Raw genomic sequence first — 16,228 nt, 5'->3', positions numbered from 1 at the left:
TGTATTTATGCGTGGTTTGTAGTGAACAGGTGAATACGTTAATGATGAGGTTTGTGAATGCCCCGCAGCACCTGGTTCAGCGCATTACTGTTGTTCGTCGCCCTTTGGGTTCCCGTAAGTCAGGCAGATACCGGTTGGCAGCCTTTAGCTGAAACCATCCGTAAAAGCGATAAAGATACCCGTCAGTATCAGGCCGTGCGCCTTGATAACGGCATGGTTGTGCTGCTGGTATCCGATCCTCAGGCCGTGAAATCCCTTTCTGCACTGGTGGTTCCCGTGGGCTCGCTGGAAGATCCGGACGATCATCAGGGGCTGGCGCACTATCTCGAACACATGTGCCTGATGGGCTCGAAAAAATATCCGCAGCCGGACAGCCTGGCTGAATTTCTGAAAATGCACGGCGGTAGCCACAATGCCAGCACTGCGCCTTATCGTACGGCCTTCTATCTTGAAGTCGAAAACGACGCGTTGGTGGGGGCGGTGGATCGCCTGGCGGATGCTATTGCCGATCCATTGTTGGATAAAAAATATGCCGACCGTGAGCGTAACGCGGTTAACTCCGAGCTGACGCTGGCGCGTACCCGAGACGGGATGCGTATGGCGCAGGTGAGCGCTGAGACTATCAACCCGGCGCACCCTGGCTCGCGTTTCTCTGGCGGGAATCTAGAGACATTAAGTGACAAACCGGGCAACCCGGTGGTACAGGCGTTACAAAAATTTCATGAAAAGTACTACTCCGCGAACCTGATGAAGGCGGTGATTTATAGCAATAAACCGCTGCCAGAGCTGGCGCGGATAGCGGCTGACACCTTTGGGCGCGTGCCGAACAGAAATATCGAAAAGCCTGAAATTACCGTACCGGTCGTCACTGACGCGCAAAAGGGCATCATCATCCACTATGTTCCGGCAATGCCGCGTAAAGTATTGCGCGTCGAGTTTCGTATCGATAACAACAGCGCGCAGTTCCGCAGTAAAACCGATGAGCTGGTGACCTACCTGATTGGCAATCGTAGTCCGGGCACATTGTCTGACTGGCTGCAAAAGCAGGGTCTGGTTGAAGGTATTCGCGCAGACTCCGATCCGGTGGTCAACGGGAACAGCGGCGTGTTAGCCATTTCCGCGACGTTAACCGACAAGGGGCTGGCGAATCGCGATGAAGTTGTCGCGGCAATCTTTAGCTACCTCAATTTGTTACGCGAGAAAGGCGTCGATAAACGCTATTTTGACGAGCTGGCGCATGTGCTGGATCTCGATTTCCGTTATCCCTCCATCACCCGTGATATGGACTACGTGGAATGGCTGGCTGATACCATGATCCGCGTTCCCGTCGAGCATACGCTGGATGCGGTGAATATTGCTGACCAGTACGATGCGAAAGCTGTTGAGCAACGTCTGGCAATGATGACGCCGCAGAATGCACGTATCTGGTATATCAGCGCGAAAGAGCCGCATAATAAAACCGCTTATTTTGTCGATGCGCCTTACCAGGTGGATAAAATCAGCGACAAAACCTTTGCCGACTGGCAGCAAAAAGCACAGGGCATTGCGCTGTCGTTACCGGAGGTGAACCCCTACATTCCGGATGATTTCACGCTGATTAAGACGGATAAAAAATACGCTCATCCGGAGCTGATTGTTGATGAGCCGGATTTACGCGTGGTGTATGCCCCGAGCCAGTATTTTGCCAGCGAGCCGAAGGCTGACGTCAGCGTGATCCTGCGTAACCCGAAAGCCATGGACAGCGCCCGCAACCAGGTCTTATTCGCACTTAACGATTATCTGGCGGGGATTGCGCTCGATCAGTTAAGTAACCAGGCATCGGTAGGTGGAATTGGTTTCTCTACCAACGCTAACAATGGGTTGATGCTTAACGCCAACGGCTACACCCAACGTTTGCCGCAGCTTTATCAGGCGCTGCTGAGCGGCTATTTCAGCTATACCTCAACGGATGAACAATTGGAACAGGCGAAATCCTGGTATGCCCAGATGATGGATTCCGCAGAAAAGGGTAAAGCCTACGATCAGGCTATTATGCCGGTGCAGATGCTTTCTCAGGTGCCTTATTTTTCACGTGATGAGCGCCGTCAGTTGCTGCCTTCCATCACCCTGAAAGAGGTGATGACCTACCGCGACGCCTTAAAAACTGGTGCGCGACCTGAATTCCTGGTCATTGGTAATATGAGCGAAGCTCAGACAACGAGCATGGCGCGGGATATCCAAAAACAGCTTGGTGCGAACGGGTCACAGTGGTGTCGCAACAAAGATGTGGTTGTGGACAAGAAGCAGTCCGTCATCTTTGAAAAAGCAGGCAGCAGCACGGATTCAGCACTGGCGGCGGTATTTGTGCCAACCGGATACGATGAATACGCCAGTTCAGCCTACAGCGCCATGTTGGGGCAGATTGTTCAGCCGTGGTTCTACAATCAACTGCGTACTGAAGAACAGTTAGGTTACGCCGTATTTGCTTTCCCGATGAGCGTTGGCCGTCAGTGGGGAATGGGGTTCCTGCTGCAAAGCAGTGATAAGCAGCCGTCTTACCTCTGGGAGCGTTATAAAGCGTTCTTCCCGACGGCGGAAGCGAAGCTGCGGGCGATGAAACCTGAAGAGTTCGCGCAAATTCAGCAGGCGATTATTGCGCAAATGCTGCAGGCGCCGCAAACGCTGGGGGCAGAAGCCTCACAGTTAAGCAAAGATTTTGATCGCGGCAATATGCGCTTCGATTCACGTGATAAAATAGTGGCTCAGATTAAACTGCTGACGCCGCAAAAACTTGCCGACTTCTTCCATCAGGCGGTGGTTGAGCCGCAAGGCATGGCGATATTGTCACAGGTTTCCGGCAGTCAGAACGGGCAAGCAGAATATGTGCACCCGGAAGGCTGGAAAGTGTGGCAGACCGTCAGCGCGTTGCAGCAAACCTTACCCCTGATGAGTGATAAGAATGAATGATGCCGCTGAGTCCCTTGATCCACTGCGTTTGCCCCTGACGGGCGAGCGTCTGATTGAAGCCTCTGCGGGCACCGGTAAAACCTTTACCATCGCCGCCCTGTATTTACGTTTACTGCTTGGACTGGGCGGCTCTGCCGCCTTTCCTCGTCCTCTGACCGTCGAAGAACTGCTGGTAGTCACCTTCACTGAGGCGGCTACCGAAGAGTTGCGCGGTCGAATTCGTAGCAACATTCATGAACTGCGAATTGCCTGCCTGCGTGAAACCACCGACAACCCGCTATATGCCCGTTTGTTAGATGAAATTGCCGATAAAAAACAGGCCTCTCAGTGGCTGTTATTGGCTGAAAGACAGATGGATGAAGCGGCGGTGTTTACCATCCACGGTTTTTGTCAGCGTATGCTCAGCCTTAACGCCTTTGAGTCTGGCATGCTGTTCGAACAGCAACTGATAGAAGATGAATCGCTGCTGCGCTATCAGGCCTGCGCGGACTTCTGGCGTCGGCACTGCTACCCGCTGCCCCGCGACATTGCGCAGGTGGTTTTTGAAACGTGGAAAGGACCGCAGGCGCTGCTGAGAGATATCGATCGCTATCTGCAAGGGGAAGCACCGGTTATCAAGGCTCCTCCGCCCGATGACGAAACACTGGCCTCCCGGCATGAACAAATTCTTGCACGCATTAACCAGATCAAGCAGCAATGGCGTGATTCTGTTGATGAGCTGGATGGTCTGCTGGAAGCCTCCGGGATCGATCGGCGTAAATTTAATCGCGCTAACCAGGGTAAGTGGATCGAAAAGATCAGCGCGTGGGCGCAGGAAGAAACTCAAAGCTATCAGCTGCCTGATGCGTTGGAGAAATTCTCCCAGCGCTTTTTAGAAGAGCGAACCAAAGCGGGCGGGATAACTCCTCAGCACCCGCTTTTCGTCGCTATTGATGAACTGCTTAGCGAACCGTTAACCCTGCGCGATCTGGTGATCACCCGGGCGCTGGCGGAGATCCGCGCGGCGGTTGCCGAGGAGAAACGCCGCCGCGGCGAGCTGGGTTTTGACGATATGCTCAGCCGTCTGGATGCAGCGTTGCGCAGTGAAAGCGGCGATGCGCTGGCGACGGCTATTCGCACCCGTTTTCCGGTTGCCATGATCGATGAATTCCAGGATACCGATCCGCAGCAGTACCGTATTTTTCGTCGGATCTGGCAGCATCAGCCGGATACCGCACTTCTGCTGATTGGCGATCCAAAACAGGCGATTTACGCGTTTCGCGGCGCGGATATCTTCACCTATATGAAGGCGCGCAGCGAAGTCAGCGCACACTATACGCTCGATACTAACTGGCGTTCGGCCCCTGGCATGGTCAATAGCGTGAATACGCTTTTCAGCCAGATGGACGACGCCTTTATGTTCCGCGAAATCCCCTTCAGTCCGGTAAAATTCGCAGAAAAAAACCAGTCGCTTCAGTTTGTTTTACACGGTGAAACGCAGCCAGCCATGAGTATGTGGCTGATGGAAGGGGAAAGCTGTGGCGTAGGCGACTATCAGAACTACATGGCGCAGGTGTGCGCCATGCAAATTCGCGACTGGCTTAAGGCCGGGCATTCTGGCGCTGCGCAACTGGTCAGTGGCAAAGCCTCCAGCCCGGTACGCGCGTCGGACATCAGCGTACTGGTACGTAGCCGCCAGGAGGCGGCGCTGGTCCGCGATGCGCTGACGCAACTGGCCATTCCCTCCGTCTACCTCTCTAACCGTGACAGCGTATTTGAAACGCTGGAAGCGCAGGAGTTGCTGTGGGTGCTGCAGGCGGTGATGACGCCGGAGCGTGAGAACACGCTGCGTAGCGCGCTGGCGACCTCAATGATGGGGCTGAATGCGCAGGATCTTGAAGCGTTAAATAATGACGAAAATGCCTGGGATGCGGTGGTCGAGGAGTTCGATGGTTATCGTCAGATCTGGCATAAACGCGGCGTGATGCCGATGCTGCGCGCGCTGATGGCTGCGCGCCAGATTGCGGAGAACCTGCTGGCGACGGCGGGGGGTGAACGTCGACTGACCGACATTTTACATATCAGCGAACTGTTGCAGGAAGCGGGCTTGCAGCTGGAAAGCGAGCATGCGCTGGTGCGCTGGTTGTCCCAGCATATTCTTGAACCCGACAGCAATGCGTCCAGTCAGCAGCTCAGGCTCGAAAGCGACAAGCATTTGGTTAAAATCGTCACCATCCATAAATCGAAAGGGCTGGAATATCCGCTGGTCTGGCTGCCATTTATCACCAATTTCCGCGTCCAGGATCAGGCTTTCTACCACGATCGCAGCTCCTTTGAAGCGGTGCTGGATCTCAGCGATGCCGAGGAGAGCGTTGAGCTGGCAGAAGCGGAACGTCTGGCGGAAGACCTGCGTTTGCTGTATGTCGCGCTAACCCGTTCGGTATGGCACTGCAGCCTTGGTGTTGCGCCGTTGGTACGACGTCGGGGCGATAAAAAAGGGGATACCGATGTGCATCAGAGCGCCCTTGGTCGCCTGTTGCAAAAAGGCGAGCCGATGGATGCCGCGGGTCTGCGTGGCGCGATTGAAGCGCTGTGCTGCGACGATATTGCCTGCCAGATTCCCGCGCAGCCTGACGGCGAACCCTGGCAGGTTGCGCAGTCTGTTAGCAGTGAACTGAGTGCAAAAATACTGCAGCGTACGCCCGGCGATAGCTGGCGCGTGACCAGTTATTCCGGTCTGCAACAGCGTGGACATGGTATTGCGCAGGATCTGATCCCTCGACTGGATATCGATGCCGCAGGCGTCGGTGAGGTTATTGAAGAATCAGGACTCACACCGCATCAGTTCCCGCGCGGCGCTTCGCCGGGTACGTTCTTGCATAGCCTGTTTGAAAATCTCGATTTTACGCAACCGGTGGATCCGCATTGGGTCGAGGAGCAACTGGCGTTGGGCGGTTATGACGCGCACTGGACGCCGGTTTTGACCGAATGGCTGGACGCCATTTTGCAGGCACCTCTCAACGAGACGGGCGTGAGTTTGAGTCAGCTTTCCGCGCGAGAAAAACAGGTGGAGATGGAGTTTTATCTGCCGATTTCGCAGCCGCTGATGGCCAGCCAACTTGATGCGTTGATTCGTCAGTACGATCCGCTCTCGGCGGGGTGCCCTGCGTTGGACTTTATGCAGGTGTGCGGCATGCTAAAAGGCTTTATTGACCTGGTATTCCGCCATCAGGGGCGCTATTACCTGCTCGATTACAAATCGAACTGGCTGGGTGAAGACAGCTCCGCCTATACGCAGCAGGCGATGGCCTCTGCCATGCAGGCGCATCGCTACGACCTGCAGTATCAACTTTATACCCTGGCGTTGCATCGCTACTTGCGCCATCGCATTGCTGATTACGATTATGAACGCCATTTTGGCGGAGTTATCTATCTCTTCCTGCGTGGCGTTGACCGTGAAAATCCGCAGCAGGGAATTTATGCGACCCGACCTGACGGAGAGTTAATCGCTTTGATGGACGAGTTGTTTGCCGGTGTGCCGCTGGAGGAGATGTCATGACAATCCAGAAACGATTACTGGAAGCCGTTGAGCAAAAGCAGCTCCGCCCTCTGGATGCCCAGTTCGCGCTGGCGGTTGCCGGAAATGATAACCCTGCCGTTGCGCTGGCAGCGGCGTTGCTCAGCCGTGAAGCAGGAGAAGGGCACGTCTGCTTACCGCTTTCGCGTCTATCCCGAAGTGAGGACGCCCATCCTCTGTTAAGCGCCTGGCTCGCTGAAGCGGGAGAGCCCGAAGACTGGGCGGAATGCCTGCTGGCCTCCGGGGCGGTAAGCCGTGGCGAGCAGCCCACACCGCTGGTGCTGTACGGCGATCGTTTGTATCTGAACCGGATGTGGCATAACGAACGCGCGGTGGCGCGCTTTTTCGGCGAAGTTAACTACGCCATTGAGGTGGATGAACAACGGCTGACTCACACGCTGGCAGCGCTGTTTCCGCCCGTTGAAGGCGTTAACTGGCAAAAAGTGGCCGCTGCTGTCGCGCTTACCCGTCGTATATCGGTGATCTCCGGCGGACCGGGGACCGGAAAAACAACAACGGTGGCGAGGCTTCTGGCGGCGTTGATTCAGATGGCGGACGGTGAACGCTGTCGTATTCGTCTGGCGGCGCCCACGGGAAAAGCAGCAGCACGTCTGACCGCCTCGCTGGGCGCGGCGTTGCGTGAACTGCCGCTGACCGATGAGCAAAAGAAGCGCATTCCCGATGATGCCAGTACGCTGCATCGATTATTAGGCGCTCAGCCTGGTAGCCAACGCTTGCGGCATCATGCAGGAAACCCGCTGCATCTTGACGTGCTGGTAGTGGATGAAGCCTCGATGATCGATTTGCCGATGATGTCGCGCCTTATCGATGCGCTACCGCCACACGGGCGGGTGATTTTTCTGGGCGATCGCGACCAGCTCGCTTCTGTTGAAGCGGGGGCGGTACTGGGGGATATCTGTGCTTTCGTCGGTGATGGTTTTACCCCGGAGCGTGCCCGCCAGCTTAGTCGCCTGACTGAAACCACTATTCCAGCTGGTTCGGGAACTCAGGCGGCTGCTCTGCGCGACAGTTTGTGCCTGCTGCAAAAGAGCTACCGTTTCGGTAGCGATTCCGGAATCGGTCAGTTGGCTGCGGCGATTAATCGTGGTGACAAAGCCGCGATAAAAACGGTCTTCCAGCAGGGATTTGGCGACATCGAAAAACGCGCTCTGCACAGCAGCGAAGATTACGCTGCGATGCTGGAGGAAGCGCTGGCGGGTTATGGTCACTATCTGGATTTACTGCGCGAGCGCGCCGAGCCGGATGCTGTCATTCAGGCCTTCAATGAGTATCAGCTATTGTGTGCCCTGCGGGAAGGACCGTTTGGCGTGGGTGGTTTGAATGAACGCATTGAGCAGGTGATGGCGCAAAAACGCAAAATTCACCGTTCGACGCATAGCCGCTGGTATGAGGGAAGGCCAGTGATGATCGCGCGCAATGACAGTTCGCTGGGATTATTTAACGGTGATATTGGCATTGCCCTGGATCGTGGGCAGGGTCTGAGGGTGTGGTTTGCGCTGCCGGGCGGTTCTATCAAATCGGTCCAGCCCAGCCGCTTGCCTGAACATGAAACCACCTGGGCAATGACGGTGCACAAATCGCAGGGATCTGAGTTTGACCACGCGGCGTTGATTTTACCCAACCAGCATTCACCTGTGGTGACTCGCGAGCTGGTCTATACCGCCGTTACCCGCGCACGCCGTCGTTTGTCGCTGTATGCCGATGAGCGGATATTGAGTGGCGCCATTGCCACCCGAACCGAACGCCGCAGCGGATTGTCGGCGTTGTTTAATGATGGCATGATGTAGGCCGGATAAGCGTCAGCGCCATCCGGCTGTGTGCCTGATGGCGACGCTATCGCGTCTGATCAGGCCTACGATCTGCATACCAAAGATGTGCCAGCGAACTTTATGCCGCATCCGGCAACTACTCCTATGCCAAATCCGCCATCAGCACTTTTGACCGCCGCTGATAGTTGTACATCTCTTTTTTGCTTTCCGGCAGCAGGTCGATATCTACCGGCGTGAAGCCTCGCTCCTGAAACCAGTGAATGCTGCGCGTGGTCAGCACGAACAGCTTGCTCAGCCCCATTTGCCGGGCCTGCGCGGCGATCCGTTCCAGCAACACTTCCCCGCGCGACGAGCTACGGTAGTCCGGATGTACCGCTACGCATGCCATTTCGCCAATTCTCTCTTCCGGGAAAGGGTACAGAGCGGCACAGGCGATAGTCAGGTTATCACGCTGAATAATCGTGAATTTGTCGATCTCCATTTCCAACTGCTCGCGCGAGCGGCGGACCAGAATACCTTGCTGTTCCAGCGGACGGATAAGCTCCAGAATCCCGCCGATATCGTTAATGGTAGCGCGACGGATCTGCTCGGCGCTTTCCATCACGATCTGCGTACCGATGCCGTCGCGGGAGAACAGTTCTTGCAGCAATGCACCATCTTCCTGATAGCTGATCAGATGGCAGCGGCGTACGCCACTGCGACAGGCTTTCACTGCTCCGCGCAGGAAGCGCACCGTACCGGAGCTGTAATCGCCTTTCTCTTCCTGCAACTCAACGCGAGCCTGAGCTTCGTTAGGAAACAACTCGGAAATAATATCGCCATCATCGTTGATGACACCCTGAGACGAGCAAAAACCGATCATTTTCTCTGCCTTCAGTTTGATAGCCAGCTGCGTGGCGACCTCTTCTGACGTCAGATTAAAGCTCTCACCAGTGACGGAAACGGCGACCGGGCCCATCAACACAATCGCGCCGCTATCTAACTGGCGGTGAATGGCATCTTCATCGATGCGACGAATACGCCCGCTATGGCAGTAATCTACGCCGTCATCAACGCCCAGCGGCTGGGAGATAATAAAATTACCGCTGACCACATTGATGTGTGCACCCTGCAATGGCGTATTATTCAGGCTCATCGACAGGCGGGCGGTAATATCAAGCTGAAGTAGCCCCGCAGCCTGTTTGACCAGCTCCAGCGTTTTCGCATCGGTGACGCGCGTGTTTTTGTGGTACACCGGCTCATGATGATGCGCCGCAAGATTGGCATCAATCTGCGGTCGAGCGCCATAGACCACGACCAGGCGGATGCCGAGGCTATGAAGAAGACCAATGTCATTGACGATACTGGAAAAGTTTTCATGCTCGATGGCTTCACCGCCCAGCATAATGACAAACGTTTTTCCCCGATGGGTATTGATATAGGGAACAGAATGGCGGAATCCCTGTACCAGTTCGGTTCTACGCTCCTTCACCACGGCACACCCTCATTGCATGATTATTCGTAATTTGTGTATTTTTATTCTGTTTTGGTTCTGTGCGCAAGCGTAATTTTTACCCATGCTGAAGATTTTTATCAGTAATACCGTGAATATAAAAAGAATGTTTACCCTTTTATAGATGACAGATTATGCGTCATTCGCTAAAGTTTCCGGTCAATTCGGACGTTTTACGTATTACTCATTACAGATTTCTTTTGCTCGGGAGAAGCATGTCGGGATCCAACTCAGCAATCAGTCGCCGCCGTTTACTGAAAGGTGCGGGTGCTATGTGGCTTTTAAGCGTCAGCCAGGTGGGTCTGGCTGCCGCGAGTCAGGTCGTTGCCGTACGTATCTGGCCTGCGTCCAGCTATACCCGCGTCACGGTAGAATCTAACCGTCTGCTGAAATACAAACAGTTTGCCCTGAGTAATCCTGAGCGTGTGGTTGTGGATATTGAAGACGTTAATCTGAATTCGGTGCTCAAGGGCATGGGAGCGCAGATTCGTCCTGACGATCCGTATATTAAGTCGGCGCGCGTTGGCCAGTTTGATCCAAAGACCGTGCGGATGGTGTTCGAGCTGAAACAGAATGTGAAGCCGCAACTTTTTGCCCTGGCACCGGTGGCGGGCTTTAAAGAACGTCTGGTGATGGATCTCTATCCCGCAAATGCCCAGGATGTTCAGGATCCGCTGCTGGCATTGCTGGAAGATTACAACAGGGGCGATCTGGATAAACAGGTACCGCCTGCGCAGAGTGGCCCACAGCCGGGCAAAGCGGGACGCGATCGCCCCATTGTCATTATGTTGGATCCGGGCCACGGCGGGGAAGACTCCGGTGCGGTGGGGAAATACAAGACGCGTGAAAAAGATGTGGTACTGCAGATTGCCCGCCGTCTGCGAGCCCTCATAGAGAAAGAGGGCAACATGAAGGTCTTTATGACACGAAATGAAGATATTTTCATTCCGCTTAAAGTCCGCGTGGCGAAAGCGCAGAAGCAGCGTGCAGACCTGTTTGTCTCTATTCACGCCGATGCCTTTACCAGTCGACAACCCAGCGGTTCTTCGGTGTTTGCGCTCTCGACCAAAGGCGCGACCAGTACCGCAGCGAAATATCTGGCGCAGACCCAGAACGCCTCGGATCTCATTGGTGGCGTCAGTAAGAGCGGTGACCGTTACGTCGACCACACCATGTTTGACATGGTGCAGTCGCTGACCATCGCCGACAGCCTGAAGTTTGGTAAAGCGGTATTGAATAAGCTTGGTAAAATCAACAACCTGCATAAGAACCAAGTTGAACAGGCCGGGTTTGCGGTACTAAAAGCGCCGGATATCCCGTCCATTCTGGTCGAAACGGCATTTATCAGTAACGTTGAGGAAGAGCGCAAACTCAAAACGGCGACCTTCCAGCAGGAAGTTGCAGAGTCGATTCTGGCAGGGATTAAAGCCTATTTTGCCGATGGGGCGACGCTGGCGAGAAGGGGATAACAAAAAAGCGCTGAAAAGCGCTTTTTTTACGGACCGCAGATACAAAAAAACACCCGTCAGGGTGTTCATAATGTTGGTTGCGGGGGCCGGATTTGAACCGACGACCTTCGGGTTATGAGCCCGACGAGCTACCAGGCTGCTCCACCCCGCGTCCGTCTTTACTCTTCATCGAGTAAACTTGTATCAGATTGTATTGGTTGCGGGGGCCGGATTTGAACCGACGACCTTCGGGTTATGAGCCCGACGAGCTACCAGGCTGCTCCACCCCGCGTCCGTCATTACTCTTCCATCGAGTAACGTTACTGCTTCTGATTTTAATTGGTTGCGGGGGCCAGATTTGAACTGACGACCTTCGGGTTATGAGCCCGACGAGCTACCAGGCTGCTCCACCCCGCGTCCGTGGATGCGCACTATACTCTGCTCGCATTTTCATGCAACCCTTTTTTCACCTTGATCACGTTTTTAGGGTGAAAATGAACAAAAACAACGCATTCTGGATTATTTTTTGCTCAAAATTTGCGTTCGGGTATGTATACGCATTTCATTAGGTTCGGGGGTTTGTTATCTTCGTCTCGCATTCAGGCAACATAAGACGAGAACAATGAAAGGACGTTGGGCAAAATATCTTCTGGCGGGAGCAGTAGTCGCGATGCTCGCCGCGTGTTCCTCAAAACCCACCGATCGTGGGCAGCAGTATAAAGACGGGAAATTTACCCAGCCTTTCTCACTGGTGAACCAGCCTGATGCGGTTGGCGCACCAATCAATGCCGGTGATTTCGCCGAGCAGGTTAATCAAATTCGCAGCGCTTCGCCACGTTTGTACGGTAACCAGAGCAACGTCTACAACGCTATCCAGCAATGGTTACGCGCGGGCGGTGATACGCGCAGTATGCGTCAGTTTGGTATTGATGCCTGGCAAATGGAAGGGGCGGACAACTACGGTAACGTCCAGTTTACCGGTTACTACACGCCGGTTATCCAGGCGCGGCATACGCGCCTGGGCGAGTTTCAGTATCCTATCTATCGTATGCCGCCAAAACGTGGGCGCTTACCATCCCGTGCCGAGATCTACGCGGGCGCGCTAAGCGACAATTATATTCTGGCATACAGCAACTCCCTGATGGATAACTTCATTATGGATGTTCAGGGCAGTGGTTACATCGATTTTGGCGATGGCAGCCCGCTCAACTTCTTTAGCTATTCCGGGAAAAACGGCCACGCCTATCGCAGTATCGGTAAAGTGCTTATCGACCGTGGCGAAGTGAAAAAAGAAGATATGTCGATGCAGGCTATTCGTCATTGGGGTGAAACGCACAGCGAAGCCGAAGTGCGTGAGCTGCTGGAGCAGAACCCATCGTTTGTCTTCTTTAAACCACAATCTTTTGCTCCGGTGAAAGGGGCCAGCGCGGTACCGTTGATTGGCCGCGCATCCGTGGCTTCTGACCGCAGTATCATTCCTGCGGGCACAACGTTACTGGCGGAAGTCCCGTTACTGGACAATAACGGCAAGTTTACCGGCCAGTATGAACTGCGTCTGATGGTGGCGTTGGATGTGGGCGGGGCGATAAAAGGACAGCACTTCGACATCTATCAGGGTATTGGCGCAGACGCCGGACACCGTGCCGGGTGGTATAATCACTACGGACGCGTGTGGGTGCTGAAAACCGCGCCGGGTGCGGGTAACGTATTTAGCGGCTAGTTGCCTGATGGCGGCTAGCCTTATCAGGCCTACAAATTAGCGCGTAGGCCGGATAAGCGAAGCGCCATCCGGCAGCCATACTGCGTAGTATTAATGAATTTGAGGTGTTATGTCTGTGGTTATAAGTGATGCCTGGCGTCAGCGTTTTGGCGGTACGGCGCGTCTGTATGGCGAAAATGCGCTGCAACTGTTTGCTCAATCGCACGTTTGCGTGGTTGGGATTGGCGGAGTGGGGTCATGGGCGGCGGAAGCGCTGGCACGAACCGGCATTGGCGCCATCACGCTCATCGATATGGATGATGTGTGTGTCACCAATACTAACCGCCAGATCCATGCTTTACGCGATAACGTCGGCCTGGCAAAAGCTGAAGTGATGGCTGAACGTATCCGCCAGATTAACCCGGAGTGCCGGGTGAACGTGGTCGATGATTTTGTCACGCCGGATAACGTTGCTGAATATATGAGTGCAGGATTTTCGTATGTCATTGATGCGATTGATAGCGTGCGTCCAAAAGCGGCGCTGATCGCGTACTGTCGGCGTAACAAAATTCCGCTGGTGACCACCGGTGGTGCGGGCGGACAGATAGATCCTACGCAGATTCAGGTCGTTGATTTGGCAAAAACCATCCAGGATCCGTTGGCGGCCAAGCTACGTGAACGGCTGAAAAGCGATTTTGGCGTGGTGAAAAACAGCAAAGGCAAGCTGGGCGTGGACTGTGTGTTCTCGACCGAAGCGCTGGTGTACCCGCAGGCAGATGGCTCGGTATGTGCGATGAAAGCGACGGCGGAAGGGCCGAAACGTATGGATTGCGCATCCGGGTTTGGCGCGGCCACGATGGTGACCGCCACCTTTGGTTTTGTTGCCGTCTCCCATGCGCTGAAGAAGATGATGGCCAAAGCGGCGCGCCAGCCCTGATTGTGTCGGATGGCGCTATGCTTATCCGACCTACGGTTTGTGCGGTGTTGTAGGCCGGATAAGATACATCAGCGCCGTCATCCGGCTTTCTGGGCAGCCTCGATAATTGCCTCGTTAAGAGCATGTAGCCCCTGGCTACGCGAGGCGCTGAGCTGCGCGCGTAAACCCAGCTCGTCAAATAATTCCATTGGTGAATGCGCCAGTAACTCGGCGGCCGTTTTACCTTCGACCGCGGTGAGTAATACCGCCAACAGCCCGCGTACTATTCGACCTTCGCTGTCACCAAAGAAATGCAGAGTGCCATTCTCATGAAGAGTATGCCCCAGCCAGACGCGGTTTTCACAACCCGCGATTTCTTTGGCCTGTGCTTTTAGCGCATCCGGAAGTGCCGGCAACTGCTTACCCAGCAGTATCAGCTGACGATATTTATCTTCCCACTGAGTGAGCGGGATAAAGGTATTGCGTAACGTCTCTTCGGTTACGGTTGTGCCAAACGGGTGTCCGGCGAACAGAGGGCTTGTCATTAATCCACCAATATTTCCAGCGCGCGGTCGACGGCTGCGACCAACGCATCCACATCGCTTTGTGTATTATAAGGGGCAAATGAGGCGCGTAGTGTCCCGGATACGCCCAGTTCTGCCAGTAGCGGTTGCGCGCAGTGTTGCCCCGCGCGCAGCGCAATGCCATATTCGGCCAATAGCGTAACCATATCGCTGTGATGAACACCCGAGAAATCAAAGGCTAACAGACTGGAATCCTGGCAGCGGAAGGACCGAAAGCCGGGGCGTTTCGCCAGCGCATCTTCTGCCAGCGTCGCCAGACCCCGGCTCCAGTTTTCGGCCTGTGCAACGTCGACGTCCGCCAGCCATTCGAGCGCTGCGCTTAGCCCGATAACGCCAGCAACGTTAGGCGTACCGGCCTCCAGCTTCCATGGGGCTGCCTGGGTGGTGAAACCGTCGAAGCTGACTTCGCTAATCATCTTTCCGCCGCCGAGCCACGGTGACATAGCTTCCAGTAATCCAGGCTTACCGTACAGCACGCCAATGCCGGTTGGACCATACAGCTTGTGGCCCGAGAACGCATAGAAATCAATATCTAACTGTTGTACGTCGGCAGGAAAATGGACAATCCCCTGGGCACCATCAACCATCACCACCATGCCAGCCGCATGGGCGAGCGTGATGGCGCGGGCCAGATCCGGGCAGCCACCGGTGACGTTCGACATTTGCCCGAGTGCCAGAATGCGGCTGCGCGGGGTAATGAGTTGCGTGAGGCGCTCAACGTCTGGCAATAAATCGGGGGTGAGTGGGAGTTTGACGACCTTAGCCCCCGTTTGCTCCGCGACCATCAGCCAGGGCACGAGGTTGGCGTGATGTTCCGCTGCGCTAACGATAATCTCATCACCCGGCTGAAGGCGTGGACGCGCATAGCTTTGAGCAACCATGTTGATCGCTTCCGTTGTGCCGCGGGTCCAGACGATGGTTTTGTCATCCGGCGCATTAATCAGGCTTGCGACTTTTTCCCGCGCGGCTTCATAGCGTGCGGTCAGGCGCTGGGCTTCAGCAAACTGGCTGCGATGGACGTTTCCGGCGCTCAGGCTATAAAACTGGTGGGTAGCCTCAATCACCGCCTGTGGCTTCAGCGCCGTAGCAGCGCTGTCGAGATAGACGCCAGCATCGTTGAGTGCGGGAAATTGTGCGCGAAACTGCGCGGGGTTAAAAGCGTTCATGGTATTCCTCAGTTCAGTAAACAGATCGTGGCGCAAAAAGGGCATTGATACAAGGGTTGCGCTAACCATCGGAATACTCTGGATATCCTGGCAAAGCCCGCTCAGTGTCTTATGCTAAATAGCGTTAGGCGAGCAATTTTGCCTGTTACGGAGTGTGTTTTTAATAGCATAAATCGCTTTAAGGAGAAGAAGATGAAAAAGACTGCCGCAATTATCTCTGCCTGTATGCTGACTTTTGCCCTGAGCGCCTGTTCCGGTTCGAATTACGTGATGCATACCAACGATGGTCGATCAATCGTAGCTGACGGTAAGCCACAGACCGATAATGAAACGGGGATGATTTCGTATAAAGACGCTAACGGCAACAAACAGCAGATTAACCGCACTGACGTGAAAGAGATGGTAGAACTGGATAACTAACCGGTCATCCATCGACAAAGAGTCGGACAAAAAAAAGCACCGCAATTTGGCGGTGCTACATTAATCACTATGGACAGACAGGGTAAATGTACAGGAAGTGAAAAAGGGTAGCTTTGCTACCATGGTCTGAATCGCAGACCAATTGCAAACACAACAACACAACATCACAACCGTAAGCCAAAAGCCCACCAGAACACGCATTCCGATAAAA

The 16,228-nt window shown here is 54.5% G+C and carries 10 protein-coding genes and 3 tRNA genes; 7 read left to right on the top strand and 6 right to left on the bottom strand.

All coding sequences use genetic code 11. From position 1 onward, the window contains the following. Positions 1-57: 57 nt before the first annotated feature. Genes ptrA through recD form a run of 3 tightly spaced genes read left to right on the top strand, consistent with a single transcriptional unit; the run spans position 58 to position 8,310 of the window. Entirely contained in the window at positions 58-2,946 is a 2,889-nt protein-coding gene (gene ptrA, locus OGV98_RS01190; RefSeq protein ID WP_202581017.1) for a pitrilysin, read from the top strand. Beyond that, positions 2,939-6,484, top strand: a complete 3,546-nt coding sequence (recB, locus tag OGV98_RS01185) for an exodeoxyribonuclease V subunit beta (RefSeq protein WP_286550952.1) — start codon at positions 2,939-2,941, stop codon at positions 6,482-6,484. Before ptrA ends, recB begins: the two co-directional genes overlap by 8 nt. Then, on the top strand, positions 6,481-8,310 hold the full coding sequence (gene recD / locus OGV98_RS01180; protein WP_003034009.1) for an exodeoxyribonuclease V subunit alpha: 1,830 nt from the start codon (positions 6,481-6,483) through the stop codon (positions 8,308-8,310). Before recB ends, recD begins: the two co-directional genes overlap by 4 nt. 124 nt (positions 8,311-8,434) lie before the next feature. On the opposite strand, the gene argA is transcribed toward recD, so the two are convergent. Then, positions 8,435-9,766 carry an amino-acid N-acetyltransferase gene (gene argA / locus OGV98_RS01175; protein ID WP_048232722.1) on the bottom strand — a complete coding sequence of 444 codons (1,332 nt, stop codon included), beginning with the start codon at positions 9,764-9,766 and terminating at the stop codon, positions 8,435-8,437. Positions 9,767-9,999: 233 nt separating this feature from the next. Here argA and amiC point away from each other — a divergent pair, with 233 nt between their 5' ends. Continuing rightward, positions 10,000-11,253: an N-acetylmuramoyl-L-alanine amidase AmiC gene (gene amiC, locus OGV98_RS01170; RefSeq protein ID WP_003840937.1), complete on the top strand. Its 1,254-nt coding sequence runs from the start codon at positions 10,000-10,002 to the stop codon at positions 11,251-11,253. A gap of 74 nt (positions 11,254-11,327) precedes the next feature. On the opposite strand, the gene OGV98_RS01165 is transcribed toward amiC, so the two are convergent. The 3 genes from OGV98_RS01165 to OGV98_RS01155 all read right to left on the bottom strand — a co-directional run bounded on the left by OGV98_RS01165 (position 11,328) and on the right by OGV98_RS01155 (position 11,649). Then, positions 11,328-11,404 (bottom strand) — tRNA-Met (locus OGV98_RS01165). A 43-nt stretch (positions 11,405-11,447) separates the two neighbouring features. Next, positions 11,448-11,524: transfer RNA gene (locus OGV98_RS01160), tRNA-Met, on the bottom strand. A 48-nt stretch (positions 11,525-11,572) separates the two neighbouring features. Then, positions 11,573-11,649 (bottom strand) — tRNA-Met (locus OGV98_RS01155). Between the two features lie 205 nt (positions 11,650-11,854). On the opposite strand from OGV98_RS01155, the gene mltA reads away from it, so the two are divergent. Together mltA and tcdA are read left to right on the top strand one after the other, a co-directional pair. Further along, on the top strand, positions 11,855-12,952 hold the full coding sequence (gene mltA, locus OGV98_RS01150) for a murein transglycosylase A (RefSeq protein ID WP_130715408.1): 1,098 nt from the start codon (positions 11,855-11,857) through the stop codon (positions 12,950-12,952). 109 nt (positions 12,953-13,061) lie between these two features. Next, the gene (tcdA, locus tag OGV98_RS01145) at positions 13,062-13,868 is read left to right on the top strand and encodes a tRNA cyclic N6-threonylcarbamoyladenosine(37) synthase TcdA (RefSeq protein ID WP_003846496.1); all 807 of its coding nucleotides are present in this window, start codon (positions 13,062-13,064) and stop codon (positions 13,866-13,868) included. 77 nt (positions 13,869-13,945) lie between these two features. On the opposite strand, the gene csdE is transcribed toward tcdA, so the two are convergent. Next, positions 13,946-14,392, bottom strand: coding sequence for a cysteine desulfurase sulfur acceptor subunit CsdE (csdE, locus tag OGV98_RS01140; protein WP_003840390.1), 447 nt, complete (start codon positions 14,390-14,392; stop codon positions 13,946-13,948). Further along, positions 14,392-15,597 carry a cysteine desulfurase CsdA gene (gene csdA, locus OGV98_RS01135; RefSeq protein WP_048217196.1) on the bottom strand — a complete coding sequence of 402 codons (1,206 nt, stop codon included), beginning with the start codon at positions 15,595-15,597 and terminating at the stop codon, positions 14,392-14,394. The genes csdE and csdA overlap by 1 nt, the downstream gene beginning before the upstream one ends. Positions 15,598-15,789: 192 nt before the next feature. Between csdA and OGV98_RS01130 the strand changes: the two genes are divergently transcribed. After that, positions 15,790-16,017: a YgdI/YgdR family lipoprotein gene (locus OGV98_RS01130; RefSeq protein ID WP_003840386.1), complete on the top strand. Its 228-nt coding sequence runs from the start codon at positions 15,790-15,792 to the stop codon at positions 16,015-16,017. Positions 16,018-16,228 lie beyond the last annotated feature (211 nt).

Origin of the sequence: Citrobacter sp. Cf136 (genome assembly GCF_030333815.1) — a bacterium.
GTDB classification, from domain to species: Bacteria; Pseudomonadota; Gammaproteobacteria; order Enterobacterales; family Enterobacteriaceae; genus Citrobacter; species Citrobacter freundii.
This window is presented reverse-complemented; position numbering and strand designations above follow the sequence as displayed.

Coding starts and splice junctions, on each gene's coding strand:
- ptrA (WP_202581017.1), top strand. CDS start 58: ATGCCCCGCAGCACCTGGTTCAGCGCATTACTGTTGTTCGTCGCCCTT.
- recB (WP_286550952.1), top strand. CDS start 2,939: ATGAATGATGCCGCTGAGTCCCTTGATCCACTGCGTTTGCCCCTGACG.
- recD (WP_003034009.1), top strand. CDS start 6,481: ATGACAATCCAGAAACGATTACTGGAAGCCGTTGAGCAAAAGCAGCTC.
- amiC (WP_003840937.1), top strand. CDS start 10,000: ATGTCGGGATCCAACTCAGCAATCAGTCGCCGCCGTTTACTGAAAGGT.
- mltA (WP_130715408.1), top strand. CDS start 11,855: ATGAAAGGACGTTGGGCAAAATATCTTCTGGCGGGAGCAGTAGTCGCG.
- tcdA (WP_003846496.1), top strand. CDS start 13,062: ATGTCTGTGGTTATAAGTGATGCCTGGCGTCAGCGTTTTGGCGGTACG.
- csdE (WP_003840390.1), bottom strand. CDS start 14,392: ATGACAAGCCCTCTGTTCGCCGGACACCCGTTTGGCACAACCGTAACC.
- csdA (WP_048217196.1), bottom strand. CDS start 15,597: ATGAACGCTTTTAACCCCGCGCAGTTTCGCGCACAATTTCCCGCACTC.
- OGV98_RS01130 (WP_003840386.1), top strand. CDS start 15,790: ATGAAAAAGACTGCCGCAATTATCTCTGCCTGTATGCTGACTTTTGCC.